20 protein-coding genes, 1 tRNA gene and 1 rRNA gene are annotated in these 22,632 nt (G+C 41.4%); 19 read left to right on the forward strand and 3 right to left on the reverse strand.

What is annotated here, in order from left to right; translation table 11 throughout:
- The first annotated feature begins 14 nt into the window (after positions 1–14).
- Positions 15–125 (forward strand): 5S ribosomal RNA (rrf, locus tag CS948_RS00010).
- A 32-nt stretch (positions 126–157) separates the two neighbouring features.
- A tRNA-Met gene (locus tag CS948_RS00015) sits at positions 158–231 on the forward strand.
- A gap of 116 nt (positions 232–347) precedes the next feature.
- Here the strand turns inward: CS948_RS00015 and CS948_RS00020 are convergent.
- Positions 348–1,121: a DeoR/GlpR family DNA-binding transcription regulator gene (locus CS948_RS00020; protein ID WP_099289758.1), complete on the reverse strand. Its 774-nt coding sequence runs from the start codon at positions 1,119–1,121 to the stop codon at positions 348–350.
- A gap of 346 nt (positions 1,122–1,467) precedes the next feature.
- Between CS948_RS00020 and CS948_RS00025 the strand changes: the two genes are divergently transcribed.
- The 5 genes from CS948_RS00025 to CS948_RS00045 all read left to right on the forward strand — a co-directional run bounded on the left by CS948_RS00025 (position 1,468) and on the right by CS948_RS00045 (position 8,104).
- Positions 1,468–3,045: a glycerol-3-phosphate dehydrogenase/oxidase gene (locus CS948_RS00025; protein ID WP_099289797.1), complete on the forward strand. Its 1,578-nt coding sequence runs from the start codon at positions 1,468–1,470 to the stop codon at positions 3,043–3,045.
- A 48-nt stretch (positions 3,046–3,093) separates the two neighbouring features.
- Complete coding sequence (gene glpT / locus CS948_RS00030; protein WP_099289759.1) at positions 3,094–4,440, forward strand: glycerol-3-phosphate transporter; 1,347 nt, start codon at positions 3,094–3,096, stop codon at positions 4,438–4,440.
- A gap of 21 nt (positions 4,441–4,461) precedes the next feature.
- Positions 4,462–5,883, forward strand: coding sequence for a glycerophosphodiester phosphodiesterase family protein (locus CS948_RS00035; protein ID WP_099289760.1), 1,422 nt, complete (start codon positions 4,462–4,464; stop codon positions 5,881–5,883).
- Between the two features lie 24 nt (positions 5,884–5,907).
- Entirely contained in the window at positions 5,908–7,263 is a 1,356-nt protein-coding gene (locus CS948_RS00040; RefSeq protein WP_099289761.1) for a porin, read from the forward strand.
- 190 nt (positions 7,264–7,453) lie between these two features.
- Positions 7,454–8,104 carry a tetratricopeptide repeat protein gene (locus CS948_RS00045; RefSeq protein ID WP_099289762.1) on the forward strand — a complete coding sequence of 217 codons (651 nt, stop codon included), beginning with the start codon at positions 7,454–7,456 and terminating at the stop codon, positions 8,102–8,104.
- A gap of 50 nt (positions 8,105–8,154) precedes the next feature.
- Here CS948_RS00045 and CS948_RS00050 read toward each other — a convergent pair whose 3' ends face one another.
- Entirely contained in the window at positions 8,155–8,751 is a 597-nt protein-coding gene (locus CS948_RS00050) for a MarC family protein (protein ID WP_099289763.1), read from the reverse strand.
- A gap of 103 nt (positions 8,752–8,854) precedes the next feature.
- Between CS948_RS00050 and CS948_RS00055 the strand changes: the two genes are divergently transcribed.
- Both CS948_RS00055 and CS948_RS00060 read left to right on the forward strand, forming a co-directional pair.
- Positions 8,855–9,634, forward strand: coding sequence for a short-chain-enoyl-CoA hydratase (locus CS948_RS00055; protein ID WP_099289764.1), 780 nt, complete (start codon positions 8,855–8,857; stop codon positions 9,632–9,634).
- Between the two features lie 38 nt (positions 9,635–9,672).
- Positions 9,673–10,518 carry a 3-hydroxybutyryl-CoA dehydrogenase gene (locus CS948_RS00060; protein WP_099289765.1) on the forward strand — a complete coding sequence of 282 codons (846 nt, stop codon included), beginning with the start codon at positions 9,673–9,675 and terminating at the stop codon, positions 10,516–10,518.
- Positions 10,519–10,593: 75 nt separating this feature from the next.
- On the opposite strand, the gene CS948_RS00065 is transcribed toward CS948_RS00060, so the two are convergent.
- The gene (locus CS948_RS00065; protein ID WP_099289766.1) at positions 10,594–12,294 is read right to left on the reverse strand and encodes an outer membrane beta-barrel family protein; all 1,701 of its coding nucleotides are present in this window, start codon (positions 12,292–12,294) and stop codon (positions 10,594–10,596) included.
- 466 nt (positions 12,295–12,760) lie between these two features.
- Between CS948_RS00065 and CS948_RS00070 the strand changes: the two genes are divergently transcribed.
- From CS948_RS00070 to CS948_RS00115, 10 genes are all read left to right on the forward strand, one after another.
- On the forward strand, positions 12,761–13,393 hold the full coding sequence (locus tag CS948_RS00070) for a UpxY family transcription antiterminator (protein WP_366482881.1): 633 nt from the start codon (positions 12,761–12,763) through the stop codon (positions 13,391–13,393).
- 9 nt (positions 13,394–13,402) lie between these two features.
- Positions 13,403–14,095 (forward strand): hypothetical protein, encoded by a 693-nt coding sequence (locus CS948_RS00075; RefSeq protein ID WP_099289767.1) that lies wholly within the window; start codon positions 13,403–13,405, stop codon positions 14,093–14,095.
- A 12-nt stretch (positions 14,096–14,107) separates the two neighbouring features.
- Entirely contained in the window at positions 14,108–14,995 is an 888-nt protein-coding gene (gene rfbA / locus CS948_RS00080; protein WP_099289768.1) for a glucose-1-phosphate thymidylyltransferase RfbA, read from the forward strand.
- A 3-nt stretch (positions 14,996–14,998) separates the two neighbouring features.
- Positions 14,999–16,453: a lipopolysaccharide biosynthesis protein gene (locus tag CS948_RS00085; RefSeq protein WP_099289769.1), complete on the forward strand. Its 1,455-nt coding sequence runs from the start codon at positions 14,999–15,001 to the stop codon at positions 16,451–16,453.
- Entirely contained in the window at positions 16,443–17,558 is a 1,116-nt protein-coding gene (locus tag CS948_RS00090; RefSeq protein WP_099289770.1) for a DegT/DnrJ/EryC1/StrS aminotransferase family protein, read from the forward strand. The genes CS948_RS00085 and CS948_RS00090 overlap by 11 nt, the downstream gene beginning before the upstream one ends.
- Positions 17,555–18,751, forward strand: a complete 1,197-nt coding sequence (locus CS948_RS00095) for an acetyl-CoA carboxylase biotin carboxylase subunit family protein (protein ID WP_099289771.1) — start codon at positions 17,555–17,557, stop codon at positions 18,749–18,751. The genes CS948_RS00090 and CS948_RS00095 overlap by 4 nt, the downstream gene beginning before the upstream one ends.
- Positions 18,744–19,703: a hypothetical protein gene (locus CS948_RS00100; RefSeq protein ID WP_099289772.1), complete on the forward strand. Its 960-nt coding sequence runs from the start codon at positions 18,744–18,746 to the stop codon at positions 19,701–19,703. The genes CS948_RS00095 and CS948_RS00100 overlap by 8 nt, the downstream gene beginning before the upstream one ends.
- Positions 19,704–19,705: 2 nt before the next feature.
- Positions 19,706–20,317, forward strand: coding sequence for a GNAT family N-acetyltransferase (locus CS948_RS00105; RefSeq protein ID WP_176554839.1), 612 nt, complete (start codon positions 19,706–19,708; stop codon positions 20,315–20,317).
- Positions 20,318–20,424: 107 nt separating this feature from the next.
- Positions 20,425–21,483 carry a serine hydrolase domain-containing protein gene (locus CS948_RS00110; protein ID WP_176554840.1) on the forward strand — a complete coding sequence of 353 codons (1,059 nt, stop codon included), beginning with the start codon at positions 20,425–20,427 and terminating at the stop codon, positions 21,481–21,483.
- Between the two features lie 4 nt (positions 21,484–21,487).
- Complete coding sequence (locus CS948_RS00115) at positions 21,488–22,630, forward strand: TDP-N-acetylfucosamine:lipid II N-acetylfucosaminyltransferase (protein WP_099289775.1); 1,143 nt, start codon at positions 21,488–21,490, stop codon at positions 22,628–22,630.
- Positions 22,631–22,632: the final 2 nt, after the last annotated feature.

A 22,632-nucleotide genomic window follows, 5' to 3' on the forward strand; every position in this document is an offset into this window, starting at 1 on the left:
TTTCAATTTTATTAAACGGTGTCTATAGCGACGGTGATCCACCTCTTCCCATCCCGAACAGAGAAGTTAAGCCCGTTAGCGCCGATGGTACTGCCGAGAGGTGGGAGAGTAGGTCGATGCCAGATTTCCAAATCACTGGACAAGTTCAGTGATTTATGGCGAGGTAGCTCAGCTGGTTAGAGCGCATGATTCATAATCATGAGGTCGGCGGTTCAAGCCCGCCTCTCGCTACGAAGAGAAAAAGTCTTTCAGTATTGAAAGACTTTTTTTATTTTAGATTGAATGATTTTAGATTTCTACAAATTGAGAGTGTGTTTCAAAAAGTAATAAATACTTGAAGTATTTGATTAATTTGCGATAGTGACTTCCAAGCCTCGTTCTCTTAACTCTTCCAAAATCTTGGGTTGGATGTGGCTATCGGTAATGACGTGTTCAACTGCATCCAAATCGCAAATTTTTCCAAAGCCCCTGCGTCCGAACTTGGATGAGTCAGCAAGGACGATAGTTTTTTGGGCAGCTTTCATCATAATTCGATTCAAGTTGGCTTCCATCATATTGGTTGTAGATAGTCCATATTCCAAATCAATACCATCAACTCCCATAAATAGTTTACTACAAGAGAAATTTTCCAGCATTTTTTCCGCATAACTTCCTACGGCAGATACAGAACTATTACGCACTAGACCTCCCAGTTGAATAATATCAATGTTTTTATTACATGCAAGTATATGCGTTACATTGATTGCAGCCGTGATGACTGTAAGATGTCCTTGTGGGACGATTTGGCGAGCTAAAGCGTGCATGGTTGTGCCGGAAGCGATGATAATGGAATCGTCCGGGGTGATCAGATTAGCCGCTTGCATTCCGATAAGACGTTTTTCTTCGGTATAGAATTTTTCTTTTTCATTGACGTGGCGATCATTAATATAAGGATTGATTAAAATCGCACTTCCGTGAGTACGGTATAACATTTTCTTTTCTTCAAGCAACGTGAGATCCTTGCGGATGGTTACTGAAGATACTTTTAGTTGATTGGCAAGATCGATTACAGCAACAGAGCCTTGCTGCCGCAACAGATCAAGTATGTAGCTATGTCTTTCACTTAAAGATAATGATTTCATCCTATTCCGATTATCAATAATATACTCAATGACTTACGTGTATGTCTAAATATTAGATCATCCCTCAAAAAGGTATGACTAAGATAGTGATTTATTTTAAATGAATATTGCTAATTTCTAAAAAAAAAGAAACTTTTATAGCCTAATTCCGTAAATTATTTCGATACCAAAGGAGTCAAATTCTTATCTATTGAATTGACGTAGACCAATAACAGAAAAAGGATTGTTGTTTCAATATTCCGATTTACCCGTGTGTAGGCACGAGGAGGACGGAGGGGCTTTCATAGGTAGGATTGATTGGTTGTTGAACTTAAAATTAATTGTAAAACAAATAAATAATTGCGTTATGAACCGAGAGGATATGTTGAATAAACTTCAAGAATCCGAGAAGGTATGGGATATGGTTGTAGTGGGAGGAGGAGCCACGGGTTTAGGTGTTGCGGTTGATGCCGCAACACGGGGATATAGTGTCGCCCTTCTTGAAATGGCGGACTTTGCAAAGAGTACTTCAAGTAGGAGTACGAAGTTGGTACACGGGGGTGTACGTTATCTGCAAAAAGGAGATGTTGCTTTGGTGTTGGAGGCATTGAGGGAAAGAGGGCGAATGAAAGCTAACGCCCCGCATCTGGTAAAAGATCAAGCATTTGTAATATCAAACTATACGTATTGGGATAATTTCCTTTATTTCTGCGGACTTACTTTTTATGATTTACTTTCGTTCGGTTTCGGGTATGGAAGGAGCAGGTTTATTTCTTCCAAGAAAGTAATGGAGTATTTACCGACGTCCGTGAAGAAAGGGTTGAAGGGGGGAATCGTGTATCATGACGGACAATTTGATGATTCGCGGATGGCTATAAATCTGGCACAGACTTGCGTGGAGAATGGTGGAGTAGTGTTGAATAAGGCGCGAGTATCGGGTATCGTACATGACAAGAACGGAAAGGTTGCCGGGGTGAAATTCGTGGATACCGAGTCGGGTAAAGAAATGCAACTGGCAGCCAAAAGCGTGGTCAATGCTTGCGGGGTGCTTGTGGATGATTTGATGGCGATGGATTCCCCGGGACACAGCAAGATGGTAACTCCAAGCCAAGGGGTACATCTTGTGTTGGATATGAAATTTTTGAAAAGTGATTACGCGATAATGGTACCCAAAACGAGTGACGGACGTGTGCTGTTTGCCGTGCCTTGGCATGACAAGGTGGTTGTGGGGACAACGGATATCATGCGTCCTACTCCGGAGATTGAGCCGAAGCCGTTGAAGGAGGAGATTGATTTTATTTTGAAGACGGCATCCTTGTACATGGATCCGGCGCCTACTTATGACGATATTGAATCCGTGTTCGCGGGACAACGTCCTTTGGCTGCGCCGAAGCACGAGGGAAAAAGCACGAAAGAGATTTCCCGGGGACATAAGATTATCGTTTCGGACAATAATCTGGTCACTATCACGGGAGGTAAGTGGACTTCTTACCGGAGAATGGCAGAGGACACTGTGGATAAAGCGATAGCCCTTAAATTGGTTGAGCCGAGGAAATGTGTCACCAAGAAATTTCATATTCACGGGTATCGGAAGAATCCGAACCTAAAAGATCATATGTACGTTTACGGAAGTGATCAAGACGCTATTTTGAAATTGATAGCGGACCATCCGGAATACGGTGAAAAATTGTCGGATAAATATGACTATACCGTTGCCGAAGTGGTATGGGCCGTTCGGAAAGAAATGGCCAGAGAGGTCGAGGATGTTCTTGCTCGAAGGGTTCGTTTGTTGTTCGTTGATGCTAAAGAGGCTATTAAAGCAGCCCCGAAAGTAGCGGAAGTGATGGCCAAGGAACTTGGGAAGGATCAGACGTGGATAGATGAAGAAGTGAAGGAATTCACGGAATTGGCAGAAAATTATATCGCGGCTAAGATCATTATTTGAGCTTAGCTGATGTATATGTATAAATAATAATTTATAAAAATTGATGACATGTGGAGTTTTCTAAAACCTGAACCCCACAAGCCTTTATTGCCCAAGGAGAAGATTGATCCGACATACAAACGATTGCGGTTGCAGGTCTTCCTCGGGATTTTTATCGGTTATGCGGGTTACTATCTTGTTAGAAAGAATTTTACGCTGGCAATGCCTTATTTGCAGGAGCTGGGATTTGACAAAGGAGATTTGGGAGTGGCGCTTTCGGCAAATGCTATTGCTTATGGCATATCGAAGTTTTTGATGGGAGGGGTTTCTGACCGGAGTAGTGCCCGCAAATTTTTGCCGTTAGGATTATTGTTGTCGGCTCTTGTTACCTTATTCTTGGGGACGAGTGCCGGAATATCTTCTATCGTGATGATGTTTGTCACGCAGTTCTTGATCGGTTGGTTTCAAGGAATGGGCTGGCCCCCGAGTGGGCGCGTGATGACGCACTGGTTTTCACATAACGAACGGGGAACGAAGATGTCGATCTGGAACGTGGCGCATAACGTGGGAGGAAGTTTGGTCGGTATCATGTTCTCGCTAGGGTTGGTATGGTTCGGTTCATGGCAGACCGCCACGTTTGTTTTCCCGGCAGTGGTCGCTCTTGTTATCGTGGTAATTTCTTTCTGGCTTATCCGGGATACCCCGCAATCGGAAGGATTACCGCCTATCGAGGAGTATCGTAATGATTACCCGAAGAATTATAGTGCCAAGTCGGAGGAAGAGTTGACGGCGAAAGAGATATTTTTCAAGTACGTGTTGAATAATAAGATATTGTGGTATATCGCGATTGCCAATGCTTTTATTTATCTGGTGCGTTACGGGGTTTTAGACTGGGCCCCGACCTACTTGAAGGATGTGAAGGGGTATGATAGCGGTGCGGTAGGTTGGATTTATTCGGCTTACGAGATTGCGGCTATTCCCGGAACGATCATTTGTGGTATCGTGAGTGATTATCTGTTCAAGGGACGGCGTGCGCTTACCACGATGACTTATATGGTATTAGTAGCTTTATTCGTGTTTATATACTGGAAAACGGATCATAATCTTGTAATGGATAGTATTTCATTGATTGCTATCGGGTTCTTGATTTATGGTCCCGTGATGTTGATCGGAGTACACGCTCTCGATCTGGCCCCCAAGAAAGCTGCCGGAACAGCTGCCGGGTTGACCGGATTTTTCGGGTATTTTTTTGGAACGGCGCTTTTGGCGAATATTATGATGGGGTACGTGGTTGAAAACCTTGGATGGGATTGGAGTTTTATCATCCTGTTGGTTGCTTGTGCCCTTGCATTTGTATTCACCGCATTTACCGTGAAAGAGGAACAATATTTAGTGAAAGGAGAAAACAAACATTAACCGCTCTAAAATTCAAAAACTATGATCAAAAAGTTTTTTTATGCAGCAATGGCATGCGGGCTATTAGCTTTCGTCATGTCGTGTGAAGACCAAAAATTCAACAATATCAATGTTGACGTGGATCGGGTGGAGCTCGATCATCTCACGGAGGACATGATAAAGGTTAGGGATTACGTGCCGGAGTATGCTGTTGTTGCACACCGGGGATCTACATTCTGGGCACCGGAGGAAACAGAAGCCGCTTATCGCTGGGCAAGAGAGATTGGTGCCGATTATCTGGAATGTGATATGCAGGTGTCAAAGGATGGGGTTGTGCTTGCTTTGCATGATGATAATCTGAAACGCACGACGAATATCGAAAACGTATTCGGGGAGACGTTGCCGTTTGATATACGGAAAGCGTATTATCAGAAGATCGGGTACACGGAGGCCGAGGCCGATTCTCTTACACGGGTGGATGCCAAGAATTTTGTACCGAATCTCCCGGCTTATTACACTTATGAGGAGTTGTCCATGCTGGATGCCGGAACGTGGTTTAACGAGACAAGTATCGAGCAGGCACGTCCGAGTTTCTCGGAGCAACACCAGTATGTCTCAACCTTGGAAGACCTTGTTAATTTCGCCCGTGGGAAAATATTGAAGAGAGATGGCGACGGACAACGTGTTTTCACGATAGGCCAGAAAACCGGGGAGAAGATCAAGAGTTTGAGTGGTACTGCCGATTTGATCAAGTATACTTTCGAGTACGAGGCGGATCCGGAGGACACGGGACACAGACCGGGTATCTATATCGAGTTCAAGGAACCGTGGTTGAATCCAACCGGGTTCGAGGAATTGGTTTACGAGGAGTTGGATCGTTTGGATATGAATATTATTACTAAACCGGAGGCGGAGAATACGCCTTTCTACGTGAACGGTAAGGTGAACACGGGGAACACGAACGGTAAGGTGATTTTACAGACTTTCTCGTTGGAGAGTTTGGTACGTATAGCCGAACATTACAAGGGGCAGGTTCCGATGTGTTTCTTGTTATGGAAAGGAACGGGAGCAACCGATCTGACTTATGATGATCCGCTGGGATACGCTTCATTTATCAACTTGGGCGTGAAGTACAAGGCACATTTTATAGGACCGTGTATTGCCGGAGCCCCGAATGATTACCCGGAGTTGAATAATCCTTGGCAGGATTACCTGATACATAAAGCGGGAATGAAGAATCATCCTTATTCTTTTGACACGTATGACCAAATGGCAAAGTATTTCGGCCAGTATAATTTCGGCGTGGAGATTGACGGGAAGTATAAAGCTCCTTATCTGGACGCATTGTTCACGAATCACTCTGACATGAGTATCAATTACATGATCACGCAGGGATGGAGAAAGAGTCCGGCATCACAGGATTTGGTGGATGCGAGAGTTGTGTTAGAAAGGTTAGGATACTAAATCATCATTTAAATACAGATCAGTATGAAAAGATATATATTATTTCCCGTGATGTTGGTCGCCCTCGTGATGTTATCTAACGGGGTAAAAGCTCAGGTCGAGGATGTGCCGAATCCCTTGCTACAATATATAAATAAGGAAAACGGATTACGGTTTACCGCGGGAGCCCGCCTGTTTGCCGATGTCGCTTATTACCATTCGGAGTACACCCCGATGAAGTCCGGTGCGGCGATTACCGATGCCCGTATCCGTACGTCGTTGACATATAAACAATTCTATTTTTATGCCGATTTCGATTTCTCGAAAGGCAAGTTTACCCAAAAGAATATTTTCGTGCGGTATAATTTCTGTGAATCTCCATTCGCGATTCATAGTTTGAAAGCGGGATATTTTAATGAACCGTCAAGCATGAGTCTGAACGCCAGCTTGTATAATTATCATTTTATTGCCCGTGCGGCTCCTGCCATGGCGTTATCTGCCGGACGCGGTTTAGGTATTACTTACAAGTATTACGATGCCAGTTTCTTTGCCGATCAAGGTATTTTCGCCGAGAACAAGTATAATGATCAAATCTCCGGATTCCAAGGAGTGAGTCTTAGCGGGCGTTGGTTGTACAAACCGATTAATGACGAGGATATCACGTTACACGTGGGGGCTTCTTTTCATTATGCCAGAACGAACACGGGTGAAGTGATCGATAATGTTTTCCGGACGAATATGGAATTGGAGTCGAATATGCAGACCTACGTGGATGCCACGACCAAATTCCTGAGTGCTGATGTACCTTGGGCAAAGAATACAATTACTTTCGGACCGGAGGTTTTGTTTAAATCTGACGATTTCTTTTTTAGAGGGGAGTATATTTATAAGCGTATTTACAAGAATAGAAATGACCGGGAGCTTTTCGAGAACCAATTGGGAGGAGTTTGGAGTTGGACAACGCAAGAGTCTTGGTTAGCGGGTAACCCGATAAGAAGTTCTAAATTTCAAGGTGCTTATGCGGAGATGGGATATCTGATTCGCGGAAATGCATACGAGTACGATGATGAATACGGTTTGCTGGGAGGATGTAACAGTAAGGGCGACTTGGAGGTTGTTGCCCGCTACAGCTACACCGAATTGAATGATATTAACAAGGGGGATTTCTTTCTGATCGGTAAACATGTATTCTATCCGGACGGGGTGGTTTCCGACTATCCGCCTGTTTCGACCAGCATCGGGGGAGGACGTTTGCATACTGCCACGGTGGGGATTAACTATACGTTGAACCAGTACGTGAAGGTGATGGGTGAATATCAATACAGTAACTTGAAGAACGTGTATTATCCTTTGGATAAGAATTTTCATCAATTGCAGATGCGCTTGATGGTATCGTTCTAATACAGGTTTATAAAGTTGTCCCATTGGGATTTAAAGTTCATAAGGTATGTTATTTTTGACATACTTTATGAACTTTATAAATTTCATGAACTTTACAAACTAAATTCTTCTCTTGCATTTTTAATTCCGTTTTATTATTTTTGACTTTTGATACACACAAAACACTAATCTATAATTTAGCGGGAAAACTATGAGAAGAATTACTTTACTCTTGGTGGCGTTGGTTTCTGTGGCAAAGTTTGCGGTGGGGCAAGTTGATGTAAGTGCGATTAATAAGCCTATCGAGTTGTTGCAGGAAGCGAATAAAGACATCGAAAACGGGGATTATCAAGATGCCGTGCAAAAGTTAATAGCGGCAAATCGCTTGAATCCTAAGCTAAGGGAAGTTTATTTATCACTGAATGTAGCCTGTTCGCACACGAATCAGATTTCTTTATTGAAAGATTATTTGATTAAGGCAAAGAAAATTTTCGAGGAAGACGATGAATTATGTTATTATCTGGGGAACCTTTACCAAAATCAAAAAAAGTACACGGAAGCGGTGAAAGAGTATTCTCTGGCAATTGACTATTCGAAAAAGAACGGTGAGGATTACGAATTGGTATACGCCTATTATTTGAACCGGGGAAATTGCTATCTGAAACAGAACGAGTTTGCCAAGGCTATTCCGGATTACACGTATTCGTTAAAACTGAACAAGGACAACGGGGCTATTTACGCTAACCGGGGCATTGCTTATTTCCAAACGGGTAAACGGAAAGAGGCATGTGTTGATTGGCGGAAGGCAAAAAGTTTAGGCGTTACCAGCGTGAATGCGTATATTAATCGCTATTGCAGATAGCGATTGTTGCAGGTTACATGTATAACATAAAGGGGCATTCAGCCCCTTTGTTATTTAAAAATATCGATTAGTGATGTGAGATTGCTGGTGAAAAGTTTCACGGAAATTGCCAGAAGAATAATCCCCAAGAATTTGCGTAGTATGTATACTCCGCCTTTCCCGAATACTTTCTCGACCAGCGTGACATTCTTTAATACGAAATAGACAACAATAATGTTTAGCGTTAAGGCTATAATAATGTTAATAATATGATACTCGGCACGTAACGATAGCAACGTGGTAAGTGTACCGGCACCCACGATTAACGGGAAGACCAGAGGGACAATGGAGGCAGTACCGGAAGGACTGTCATTTTTGAAGATCGGTATACCGAATATCATTTCCACGGCAAGCACAAAGATAACGAGTGAACCTGCCACGGCGAAAGAGGATATATCCACGCTAAACAAATTTAACAGGCGGTCGCCGACATACAGGAACGCGATTAGTATGGCAAAGGATGCCAATGCGGCTTTCATGGCACTTATTTTGTGTCCGTTTTTTTGAATGTCAATGATAATGGGGACTGTGCCCGTGATATCGATGACTGCAAAAAGTACCATAAACGCGCTTGCTAATTCCTGAATGCTAAACTCTGAAAAACTCATGTCAAAAAGGTTGGTTTATTCTCAATTAATATTGTAATTTTGTGTGCAAAGATACGGAAACGGACGGTGTTATCAAAATGAATTATAATAATACGGAAAAGCTATGGCTTACACGAAATTAATCATAGAAAAGCAAGAGAATATCTGCACGGTGAAGATCAATAATCCTGAAGCGTTGAATGCGCTTAACTCTACTATATTGAAAGAGTTGGATGCAGCCTTTGCCGAGATAAAAGAAGATAATAGTATTGATGTGGTAATCCTGACGGGTGAAGGGCGTTCCTTTGTTGCCGGGGCGGATATTTCACAAATGTGTGAGATGAACGCTATCGAAGGAAAGGCATTCGGTGAATTGGGAGCATCTGTCTTTAGAAAAATTGAGTTGTTGGATAAGGTTGTTATTGCTGCCGTGAACGGTTTCGCGTTGGGTGGCGGTTGTGAATTGGCAATGGCTTGTGATATCCGTGTTGCCTCTGTGAAAGCGAAATTCGGACAACCGGAGGTCGGTTTGGGTATTACTCCCGGCTTCTCGGGGACTCAACGTCTGGCTCGTATAGTGGGGATCGGTAAGGCAAAGGAGTTGATCTACACGGCAGACGTTATTGTCGCGGAAGAAGCTTATCGTATCGGATTGGTAAATAAAGTTGTGGCACCCGAAGTCTTGATGGATGAATGTATGGCTATGGCGAAAAAGATAGCATCCAAGGCTCCGCTTGCCGTTCGTTATGCCAAGGAAGCGATAAACCGGGGTATTGAAACGGATATAGATACCGGGATCTCAATCGAGGCCGATTTGTTCGGGCTTTGTTTCTCGACGGAAGATCAGAAAGAAGGGATGCAAGCATTTTTGGGCAAAAGGAATGCCGATTTTAAGAAAAGATAGTAATGATATTTTTTTAATAAACGAAAGAATTAGATAATATGAAAATTTGCGTTGTAGGAACAGGTACGATGGGTAATGGCATTGCCCAGACTTTCGCCCAAGCAGGGCATGATGTCCTGTTGAAAGGTCGTTCGGAAGCATCTTTGGAGAAAGCTCATAAAACGATCGAAAAGAGTCTTTCCAAATTGGTTGAAAAAGGCAAGATGGAAGCCGCGGAGAAAGAGGCGATAAAGGCTCGTATCAAAGATACGATGGATTACGGGGATTGTAAGGATGTCGATTTGGTAATCGAGGGAGTTGCCGAAGATATGCCGACTAAGCTCGAGATATTCAAGACGTTGGATGCTATCTGTAAACCGGAAGCTATTCTCGCGACGAATACTTCTTCTCTTTCTATTACCGAGATCGGTGCCGCTACAAGTCGTCCGGATAAAGTGATCGGGATGCACTTCTTTAATCCGGTGCCAATGATGAAGTTGGTAGAAGTGATCACGGGACAATTGACCTCTCAAGAAACTCATGACAAGGTGATGGCTATCGCTACCGAGATCGGTAAAACTCCGGTAAGCGCGAACGAGGCTCCGGGATTCGTCGTGAACCGGATCTTGATTCCGATGATTAACGAGGGAATCAGTATTTACGCCGATGGAGTGGCTTCCAAGGAAGAGATTGACGAGGCCATGAAACTGGGTGCCAATCACCCGATGGGGCCTTTGGCTTTGGGCGACTTGATCGGATTGGATGTATGTCTGGCAATCATGGAGGTATTGTTCCATGAGTTTGAAGATTCTAAATATCGCCCACATCCGTTATTACGCAAAATGGTTCGTGCCAACCAGTTAGGACGCAAAACCGGAATCGGTTTCTACGATTATCGTAAATAATCGGGGTTGTAAATTGCTGGTTGCAAATTGTGATATGAAAGCGACGCTGTTCGGGATGAGCAAGTGTCGCTTTTTTTACTGTCCCAAACGAACGGAAGAGCGTTTGACGGGATGCGGGTCGTCCACTATTTGTTGCGGTTTGTAAGAATTGAAATGAAATGTCAGTCCGATCCAATAGGCGTGGGTGGCTTCTTTACTGTAGTTTTGGAGATAGTGTTGACCTTTGAGGGAATGAATATTCCATTCGGAAGTGTCGAAAACGTCCGTGACGGAAAAGCTTATTTGAAGCCGATCACCTAAGAAACCTTGGCGGACGGATAAATCAAGATAGTAGTCTTCTTCCAGCTTGAATTGTGGAACTTTTGTAGGGGAACGATACCGGAAATTAGCTTGGAATTCCATGTATTTACGGGGAATTATAGTTATCCTCCAATCGCTGTTCCAACAGAAAGCATTGGTGTGGAGATCGATATCCCCGGATTTGCCGGAAGAGTGCGTGTGTGTGAAGGAAAACGCGGGATGCACGGTTAGCCACGGGGTAGGTTCAAAAGGAATTTCTATATCCAATCCGATTTCGTTTTGTATGATACCGTTCATGTAACTCAGGAGTAAGCTGTTGTCCGGGGTGAACGAGTACACCGGGGAAATGAATTTTTCGGTTGCGTTGAAGTAGAGGGTGCTGTTTACTTGTATTTGTTTACCCGAATACGAGTGATTGATTTCCGCCCGATTCATAATTTCCGGTCGTAATGTCGGGTTACCTTGTTCGAATGTTACGCGGTCGATATATGTCAGAGATGGAGTTAATTGCGTGTAGTCCGGTCGTGTGGACTGCCGGGTAAAGCGGAACGCTAATTGCTGATTGTCTGCAAGCGAGTAGCTGACAGCCAGTAACGGATACGGGTAAAAATGTCCTGTATCATCGTAATCGGCTTGCAGACCTATTTTATAATGGAACTGTTTACCCGCTTGAGCGGAATAGAAAAGGTAAGGCGAAAAGATATATTCATCATGGTTTAGAACCTCACGGGATGGAGAGTGGTTTGAATTTTCTTCCGGTGATTCCTCGCGGATATAATTTATTTTATTCCAGCGGGAGAAAAATTTGATTCCGGTTTCCAAATGTCCTTTGTCGGATAGTGATTCTATGTAGTCCATTTGCAGGTGAATGAAGCGAGGGATTTCTTTGCTGTTGGATACATGGACAATATTATGATTTACATGGTATTTGGATGGATGGGAATCTTTCGTGTACGAGAAAGTACCATTTAGTGACAGTTCCTGCCTGTCTTGTTCGAATATGTGTTTGTAAGCCAAGGAGGTTTCAAATGTTTTTCGGACGAAAGCGATCCTGTTATGTTCATTATCACCTATCTCCTGATTCGTGGTGATTTTAGGAAGGTGTACCTTGAAGTCCCAAAGAAATAAATTACGGGTAGAGGGATGCAGATTAATTTGAAGGTTTATCAAATGGCTTAAATGATGTTGTTCGGTTTCGATGGATTGGAATATTTTGTTATCATGAAAATAACGTGATAGTTCGCTACTGATTTCAATCCGATCGGAATGTCCGGAATAATCCATGTATAAATCCCAATTCTTCCGATTGTATCCCAAGTTGATGTTCCCTGTGAAGTTGTTCGTGAAATCATAATTCAACGAGATCGAGCCATTGAATGTGCTTTTTGCTTTTTTGCTGTCCTCTTGTCCTTGAATCTCGGAGCACACGCATAATGTCAGGAAAGAGAAAATGAGTTGAATGCCCTTTTTCTTCATGTATATCCGGTTTATTGTTTTTAAACAGGAATATGACAAGAATACCCCAAGATTCCTTGCGTTGAATGGTTCATTTTTAGGATTTATTAGAAATTAGAGAGGGAGGTCGGTATGTCGAGTTTGTGTGTATGAAAAATAATATTGAGCATACTTGTCGATTCGACAAAAACAACACATGTTTCAATAATAATGTCATAAATCGTATTTTTTCAATTTGCAGTTGTGGTATTAGGTTTCGAGAGAGAGGTAAATGTCTACGAAAAGTCACCATTTTCCATGCTTCAGCCAATACTTTTGTGGTGTCCAAAAAAGAGCGGATATTGTGGAAAATTATTAACGTGCGGTTCTGTTTTTATTTACAAAATAACATGCATGGGTAAATAGTGCCATTGAAAACTCTTGGTTGGATAGTGGAAATTTCCCAAAAGGACAGTTTTCATATATTGTACCTGTTTAAGGATGGTATATGGAACACATGGTAAAAACGTCGATTCCTGATGAAAAAGGTCAGTGCGCGAAGCGCATCCGGACGGTTTTAATGAATGATCTATTAATGCAAGAGGGTACTTTGAAAATGTCAGATAGAGAGCGAAAAATATTTTGGTTCGCGGCTTACACGAAGACAAACCAGGAATTAACAATCAAGAAGCGGTTGGATGGACTGGAAATAGAGAACTATCTGGCCATACGGGAAGAGGTTCGAGAGACGTCTGCCGGTAAAAAAAGAGTACGAGTGATATTAATACCACATTTAATTTTTATCCGAACGGATCAAGTAACCGCTTTTTCATTAATTAATGAGCTGGGAGTGAATGTTGTTTATCTTAAAGACCCTGTAACCCGGCATTCTCTAATTGTCCCGGACAGACAGATGAATGATTTTATGTTTTTACTTGATTTTTCGGAAAGTACGGTGGAAGTAATTAATGAAGAATTAAAACGGGGTGATCGGGTTCGGGTGATCAAAGGACCTTTAGCGGGATTGGAAGGCGAACTGTTGCGAATCAAAGGTCATAAAAGAGTCATTGTACGGTTGGAAGGTGTGGTTTCAATAGCGACCTCGTATATTCCGGGGTCATTCTTAGAGAAAATAGGATAATAATAATAAATGGATACGAGAGCATTTAAGGATTTATACCGTAAGGTATGGAATACGCGTGTGAAAGATTTTCCCGTGTCTTCATTATCGTGTTTGCTGCATGGTTTTTTGGCGGCTTATTCGATGGTACGTGTTTTTCCTTGGCTGGAAGATAGTTATGTTTCCCGGTGGAAAATACATGAACGTATACGGGAGATCGCGAATGTTTTGTCGCTTCAATTGGGAAGTACTTCAATCTCCGTGGAAGAACGGGTAGGGCATGTGGCGGATTTGATGGATTCTTATTTGACGTATTCGGATATGGATATTCTAAATAAGGCGTTGGATGAGGCTTGCGAGATTCTCCGAGCATTGGAGAACGGGGACAAAACAGTTGAAACTTGCCGTACCCCTGAAATGTGTCGGATGTTGTGCAGCTGTTATTATTTCATGAATGAAGAGAAGTATTTGGAATTTGCGTGGCACATCATCCATGAATGGGAGGAGGAGAAATTCACTATAAACGTGGAAAAAGGATGGAGAAAAAATCGTGCCGTGGACTTCTATTACAATATTGTCGGAAGTAATAGGAATACCGACGAAAATACGTTGTTTTTGGATAAGATGATTGTAGAGCAAGAGCCCGATGACCTTTGTACATTGGCATTGCAGTTTGATATATTGTCTGCTCGTGAATACGAGGAAATGAATTTGAATTCATAAGTATTATTTTCAATGAAAGGAATTGTATTGGCCGGAGGGTCCGGAACTCGATTATATCCTATTACCAAAGGGGTAAGTAAGCAATTGTTGCCGGTGTATGACAAACCCATGATCTATTATCCGATATCAGTATTGATGTTAGCGGGAATACGTGAAATTTTGATTATTTCCACCCCGCAGGATCTGCCTGCTTTTCAACGCTTGCTTGGGAACGGGGATGATTACGGGGTACGTTTCGAGTATGCGGAACAGCCTAGTCCGGATGGGTTAGCACAGGCTTTTATTATCGGTGAAAAGTTTATCGGTGAAGATCCTGTTTGTCTGGTACTGGGAGATAATATATTTTATGGTAGTTTCTTCACGAAACTTTTGTCCGAAGCCGTGAAGACAGCAGAACGAGAAAGTAAAGCGACAGTTTTCGGCTATTGGGTTTCTGATCCGGAACGTTATGGCGTGGCGGAATTTGATAAGGAGGGGAACGTGCTGTCCATAGAAGAAAAACCGCGGGAACCGAAATCGAATTACGCGGTAGTGGGATTGTATTTTTATCCTAATTCAGTTGTGAAGGTGGCTAAAACAATCAAACCTTCCGCTCGTGGAGAATTGGAGATAACCACGGTTAATCAGGAGTTCCTGAAAGATAACGCACTGAAAGTTCAATTGTTGGGACGAGGGTTTGCTTGGCTGGACACGGGAACTCACGAATCTTTGGCTGAAGCATCTACTTTTGTTGAAGTAATCGAAAAACGCCAAGGACTGAAAATTGCTTGTCTGGAGGCAATTGCCTATCGTAAAGGGTGGATTACTCGAGAACAAATGCGGGATGTGGCACAACCGATGATAAAAAATCAATATGGGCAGTATCTGCTTCGTGTCGTTGAAGAACTGAAAGGTAGATAGTTCATGTCTTCATTAAAGCAAAAGACAATAAAGGGTACAGCTTGGAGTTTTGCCGATAATATAGCCAACCAAGGAATAATGTTTCTGGTCGGGTTGGTATTGGCAAGATTACTTACCCCGGAAGAATACGGTTTGATAGGTATTATTACCATATTCATAGCCGTGTTCAATAGTATTGTTGACAGCGGTTTTTCTAATGCTTTGATTCGAAAGAACAACGCTAAAGATGTAGACTACAGCACGGTGTTTTTTTCTAACTTGCTGTTGAGTATTTTATTATTCTTTGTTCTTTTTGCTTGTTCACCTGCTATCAGCCGTTTTTTTGATAACTCGGAATTGATTCTCTTAACCCGTGTTATGGGAATAGTGTTGATTATTAATGCTTTTGCTATTATTCAACAGACGATCTTAATGAAGCGTGTTGACTTCAAGACGCAGACTAAAGTCTCTTTAATTGCCTCTATCTCGAGTGGAATTATCGGAATCAGTATGGCATTTGGGGGAATGGGGGTATGGAGTTTGGTCGGGCAACAGATATCCCGGCAATTACTGAACACCGGTTTTCTTTGGTTTTATAATAAATGGCTTCCCAAACTGCAATTCTCGTGGCAAAGCTTTCGTGAATTATTCGGGTTCGGGTGGAAATTATTGGTATCAGAACTGATCAACACGACTTGGAAAGAAATTTTTCAAGTGGTTATCGGGAAATGTTATAGTGCGCAAATGTTAGGACAGTACACCCGTTCCAAACAATTTGGTGCCATCTTTTCCAGTAACCTGACTACCATCGTGCAACGCGTGAGTTATCCGGTGTTGAGTTCTATTCAAGATGATAAGGAACGATTGAAGTTGGCGTACCAAAGGGTGATCAAGGTTACGATGTTGATTACTTTTGTTTGTATGTTGGGATTGGCCGCTATTGCCAAACCGATGATATTGGTTTTAATCGGGGAGAAATGGCTGATCGCGGCAGGTTTACTGCCTATTATATGTTTTAACATGATGTTGTATCCCTTACACGCTATCAACTTGAACATGTTGCAAGTACAGGGGCGTTCAGACTTATTCCTGAAATTGGAAATTCTAAAGAAGATCATTGCTGTCGGACCTATTCTGTTAGGTATCTTTATCAGTATCTATTGGATGCTTTGGGGGAGCGTGATCACGGGTTTTGTCGCTTATTATCTAAATGCTTATTACTCCGGTAAGTTCTTGAACTATACCATGAAAATGCAGATCAAAGATATATATCCTTCTTTTTGCATCGGGGGTGTGATGGCCGTTGTTGTTTACGCGGTTTCATACCTTCCGTTATCTCCTTTCCTCTTACTTCCGCTTCAATTATTTATCGGGGCAGGTATCGCCTTGGGGTTGTGCGAGATGACTCGTCGGGAGGAATATATCGAGATAAAAACGATCGCCTTGTCAGCATTACAAAAAATTAAAAATGGAAGATAAACAAATTACAGTAACCTCCCCGTTACTCCCGGATCTTGATGAGTTTAACGATTTACTGAAACGTATCTGGGATAAAAAGTGGATTACCAATAACGGGAGTTTTCATAAAGAACTGGAAGCCGCATTATGCGAGTATTTAAAAGTGCCTTACATTAGTTTGTTTACTAACGGTACCTTACCTTTAATGTGTGCGTTGCAGGCTTTACGAATAACGGGAGAGGTCATTACCACTCCTTATAGTTTTGTCGCCACGACACATTCTTTGTGGTGGAATGGTATCAAACCGGTATTCGTGGATATTGATCCCGAAACCTGCAATCTTGCTCCGGATAAAATCGAGGCGGCAATAACTCCTAAAACCACGGCAATTATGCCTGTCCACGTGTACGGAAAACCTTGTGACACGGGACGTATTCAAGCAATAGCCGATACTTACGGGTTGAAAGTGATTTATGATGCCGCCCATGCTTTTGGTGTGGAGGTAAACGGAAAATCTATTTTGAATGCCGGAGATATGTCCACGTTGAGTTTTCACGCGACTAAAGTTTATAACACGATAGAAGGCGGGGCTTTGGTGTATCACGACGAAAAGACCAAAAAGAGGATTGATTATTTGAAAAACTTCGGTTTCGCGGATGAGGTGACTATCGTGGCGCCCGGTATTAACGGAAAAATGGACGAGGTGAGGAGTGCTTACGGTTTGTTAAATCTAAAACAAGTGGATGCCGCGATCGAAGGTCGGAAGCAGGTGGCTGTAAAATATCGGGAAGGACTCCGGAATATAAAGGGTATCCGTGTCATGGAAGATATGCCGGGAATCCGCCATAATTATTCTTATTTCCCGATTTTTATTGATGCCGAGGAATACGGGATGACTCGCGATGAACTTTATTTCAGAATGAAAGAATGGAATATCTTGGGGCGTCGCTATTTTTATCCGTTGATCACGGAGTTTTCTACTTACCGGGGATTGGAATCCGCCAACCCGGTGCATCTTCCTGTTGCGGTGAAAATGGCGGATAGTGTCATCTGTTTACCAATGTATTACGGGTTAACGGAGAATGATATTGATAAGATCTTGAATTGTATTCAATCCGGTCAATGAAAAAGTTGTTGATTCTTGGTGGTACATATTTTCAAGTACCGGCTATTAAATACGCTAAATCACAAGGTTATCATGTTATAACCTGCGATTATTTACCGGGTAATCCGGGGCATAAATGGGCTGACGAATATTATAATGTAAGTACTACTGATAAAGAGAAAGTTTTGGAATTGGCTCGCTCTCTTCATGTGGATGGGATTCTTTGTTTCGCTTCAGACCCGGCAGCTCCCACGGCAGCCTATGTCAGTGAAAAATTAGGCCTGCCGGGAAATCCGTATGATAAGATTGTACTTTTAGGGGAAAAGCATTTGTGGAGGGAGTTTTTAAGAAAAAACGGTTTCCGTGTCCCGAAAGCAAAACCTTATCTTGATGTTCGAGAAGTGAATACAGATGAATGGAGGTTCCCGGTCATGATAAAACCGGTTGATTCGTCCGGTAGTAAAGGAATTTCTAAAGTTTCGGATAAGAATGAGCTTGCGGGGGCTTTTCACTATGCTCTGTCGTATTCTAGGCTTAAAATTGTGTTGATAGAAGAATATATTGAAAAAGTCGGACCCCAGATCGGGGGAGATGGTTTTTTTGGTACTTCCCGGTTGGATTTTGTATGTTATGGAGATCAGGTGGTAGATGACAGTATTAATGGCTATGTCCCCTGCGGGATGAAATTTCCTTCTTTACTATCTTCCGTTTTGAAAAAGAATATTACGGATGACATCGAGCGGGCGATTCAGCTTTCCGGTTTAAAAAATTTATCCTTTAATCTTGAAGTGATGGTCGATAAAAACGATCATGTTTATCTTATGGAGCTTGGTCCTCGCAACGGGGGAAATTGCATCCCGGAAGTAATACAAAATTATACCGGCGTGAATATGGTCGCCTTGGCTGTCGAGGCTTCTTTGGGAAACACGATTCCTGTAACGCCCGGTTCTAATGAGCATGTTTTTGCTTATTACGCGCTGCATAGTCATATCCCCGGGATATATAAAGGATATTGCTTATCCGGACATTTTAAAGGAAGAGTGAATAATTCCTATATATTCCTGAACGAGGGAGATAAAATAGATGTTTTTTTAGGTTCCAACCAAACAATCGGAATATTGTTGTTGGAGTTTGATACCCGGGAGGATATGGATGCTTTTTTTGAAACACCGTCGACTTATGTTGAAGTAATGATAGAGCAAGGAAATGCATAAAGAAATCGGGGGATATTTTCAGCTGGAATTGTCGAATAAAGGCAGTTTTATGCATGATAACGGGGTATTGTTGAATTCCGGAAGAAATGCTTTGGAGTATATACTTCGGGCAAAAGGGAATATCAGTCGTTTGTGGATACCATATTACACGTGCGATACCGTCTTGGAGCCTCTTGTGAAATTGAATCTGCCTTATTCTTTTTATTCGATTGACGAGCAACTGGAACTTCAGAAGTTAATAGAATTGCAACAGGGGGAATATATTCTTTATACAAATTATTTCGGCGTGAAAGATAGGTATGTCCATTATCTTTCAGAACAATACGGGAGTCAACTGGTCGTGGATAATGCTCAGGCTTTGTATGCGGAGGTTATCAAAGGTGTATCAACCCTGTATAGTCCCCGGAAGTTTGTCGGAATACCTGATGGGGGTATTGCTTATGAAGATTTGCCATTGGAGAGGCAAGTTTACGAGTTGGATAAATCTTATTGTCGATGCGGACATCTTTTAAGACGCTATGATGAACCGGCGTCAGACGGGTATATTGATTTTAGAGCAAACAGTGGCCAACTTGTGATGCAACCTGTGAGGGAAATGTCTTTGTTGACTCGTGCATTACTTTCAAACATTGATTTTATTCAGGTTAGAGAGCGCAGACTGAAGAACTTCGCGTATTTGCATAAACATTTAGGTACTTCCAATCTATTGGATTTGAACATACCCTTTTCCTGTCCCATGGTATATCCTTATCGCATGAGGGAAGGTGCTGATATAAGAAAGAAGTTGATAGTTGATAAAATATATGTAGCCACCTATTGGCCGAATGTGTTTCAATGGTGTGCTTCCGATGCGTTGGAGTGTCGTTTGGCTGATGATATATTGCCTTTGCCCATTGACCAGCGGTACGGCAGTTGTGACATGGAGCGTATTTTGAATGTAATAAATAATTAATGATGGAAGAGAATAAAATATTTTTAAGGGGATTCGAGCCCGAAGATTATATTTTAATAAATCAATGGAGAAATGATCCGGAAATGCAGAAACTTCTTTCCGGTAATTTTCGGTATGTTTCTTTAGAAATGGAGAGAGAGTGGGTTAGACAAAAGATGATGAATAACACCAAAGAGATTTATCTGTCTGTTTGTCTGAATGATGAAAGTCGTCGGATGGTTGGTTATACATCCGTTAATGATATTGATTACGTGAGTCGATGTGCTCACGGGGGTGGGGTTGTTATTGGAGATAAGCAATACCGGGACGGAGAAATAAGACATGAGGTAGGGAGACTTATTCGAGAATTGGTATTTGATCACTTGAACATGAATCGTTTTACTGCAGCCTGCCTCGCGGAACATAAAACATCCAGAATCATGATCGAAGCCTGTGGGTTTCAATTAGAAGGTATAAAAAGGCAGGCCGTGTATAAAAACGGAACTTATCATGACCAATTCATGTTTTCTTTATTACGCGAAGATTACTACCGTTTGTTGGAGGAAGGACAATATAGTTTGAGAGCTTTTGCACGGCAGATAGAAATTGTAAGAAAACGGTTGAGAAACAAGTAATGCATTTCATCGGAAGTTTTTTATTGATATTTTGGCTTGGTTTTTGGGGTAATCATTCTATTACCACGGACAAGGATACCAAGGTGCAAACCGAGCTAAAAAAAATCATGGAAGAATTACACGCTATCGGTTTGTCTGTTGTTGTGGTGGATAAAGGGCAAATCGTGTATAATGAATCTTTGGGTTATAAGTCAATTGATACGTCCAATGGAAATGGTAAAGAACCGTTACGAAACGGGTATATCTTTAGAATTGCCTCAATCTCAAAAACGTTTGTGGCTACGGCTATTTTTCAGTTGATCGAAAAAGGTCAGTTAGCGTTGAATGATGATATAAATCGTTATTTGAATTTCAAGGTGTCCAATCCGAAGTACCCGGAAATCCCGATAACTGTAAAAATGTTATTATCCCATCGTTCGAGTATAAACGATAGTCAGGGATACCATTCTTTTGATCACATAAGCCCCCGAAAAGGGAAAAATTATCAATCGTGCTATAATGATTATGCCCCGGGAGAGGGATATCAGTATTGTAATTACAATTATAACTTGTTAGGAGCCATTATTGAGAAAATATCCGGAGAACGATTTGATGTCTATATAGAAAAGTATGTAACAGGGCCGTTAAATCTTAATTGTAGTTTTAACGTGGAGCAATTAGATAGTAATTTACTTGTCCCATTGTATAAATATAATGCAAGCACAAAACGTTTCAATTTGATGCCTGAAGCGTATAAATCATATAAAGATTATTTGAATAATTACAGGTTGGCTTCCTATACTCCTCTTTTATCCCCGACCGGTGGTATGAAAATATCGGCTGAAGATTTGGCGAAGTATATGATTATGCATATCCAAAGAGGCAGGGATAATAATAGTCGGATTATTACCAAAAAAAGTGAGAAGCTTATACGACAGGTGGTTACACCGGAATCCGGGTATGCTCTTTCATTTAGGGAATATAAAGGACTTATTTCCGGAGAAATATTGTGCGGGCAAACCGGTGGAGCTTATGGGTTATTTAGTGCGATGATCTTCCAACCGGAGAAAAAATATGGTTTTGTCGTTATTACGAATGGCTGTATTTCGGAATCCGCGGATGGTTATCAAGATCTTCACAAGAGAGTGATAAATTGTTTATACGATAATTTTATAAGGAAGAACTAAATATATGGGTATATTACATTTGTGTTTTGATGGTAATTTTATAAATAATAGCCTGAAAGTATTCGAGAAGTATTACCCGGGACAAAATCTGTTTATCGTAAATAAGGAAAAAAAGGATTTTCAAATGTTACAAGACGATGAACGTTTACTGGGTATTCCCTTGGAGGAAGAGGATTTTCCTAAAGTTCATCAATTGTGTATTGAACATCATATTGATAAAATTATTATACATGGCATAAAACCAAGTTTCGTGGATTGTCTTCAATATTTAAAGAAACATGGTGAATTTAAAGTTTATTGGATTTTTTGGGGATATGAACTTTATTTTGCGTTAGGGCAATTAGGGAAATATAAACTCGTGGATGGGGGTGTAAATCCATTTTTGTTACAAACCTATTATTCTTCGAATCGATATAGTTATTTCGTAAAACGGATATGGTATGGGAAAAAGGTATTCGCAGATCTATTGAAAAAGTTTTTACCTATGGTAGATTACTTTTGTTTTTGGAATTATAAAGATTATGAATTATTACAATCTTATTTTCATACTGATATAAAATATAAATTTTTTGCATATGCGGCTTATACCGGACAAGAGGAACCGGGGCATGGAGAAAAATTGCCTGCCAGAAGCTCGAGAACGATAATGATTAATCATCAAGCTTCTAATACAGGAAATCATTGTACTATAATGAACAAAATAGCTAGTTTGGATGCAAAAAATAGTTATAAAAAAATAGTACCACTTTCTTATGGCAGCCCTCGAGTAAGAAATCACGTTTTAAAAATAGGAAAGAAGTTATTTGCCAGTCAATTTCAACCGATATTTGAATATATGCCGCGGGATGAATATTTTGCATTGATTACTTCCGTGGAGGTTGCTGTATTTGGGGCAAGGAGGCAAGAAGCTTCTGGCAATATATCTACTTTACTTCGCAATGGTGTAAAAGTTTTTCTACGAGAAAATAATAATCTTTTGCAGTATTACAAAGAGAAGGGTTATATCCTTTTTTCGTTTGAGAATGATTTGCACTCGATGGAGGATTTAAAACCGTTAACGGTAGAAGAACAGAAACATAATAAAGAATGTAGTATCAAAAATAGAATCCTTTATGATCAATTTATGCCGTCTTTTTTTAATGAGTAGTT

It is taken from the genome of Butyricimonas sp. Marseille-P3923 (assembly GCF_900184685.1).
Classification (GTDB): domain Bacteria; phylum Bacteroidota; class Bacteroidia; order Bacteroidales; family Marinifilaceae; genus Butyricimonas; species Butyricimonas muris.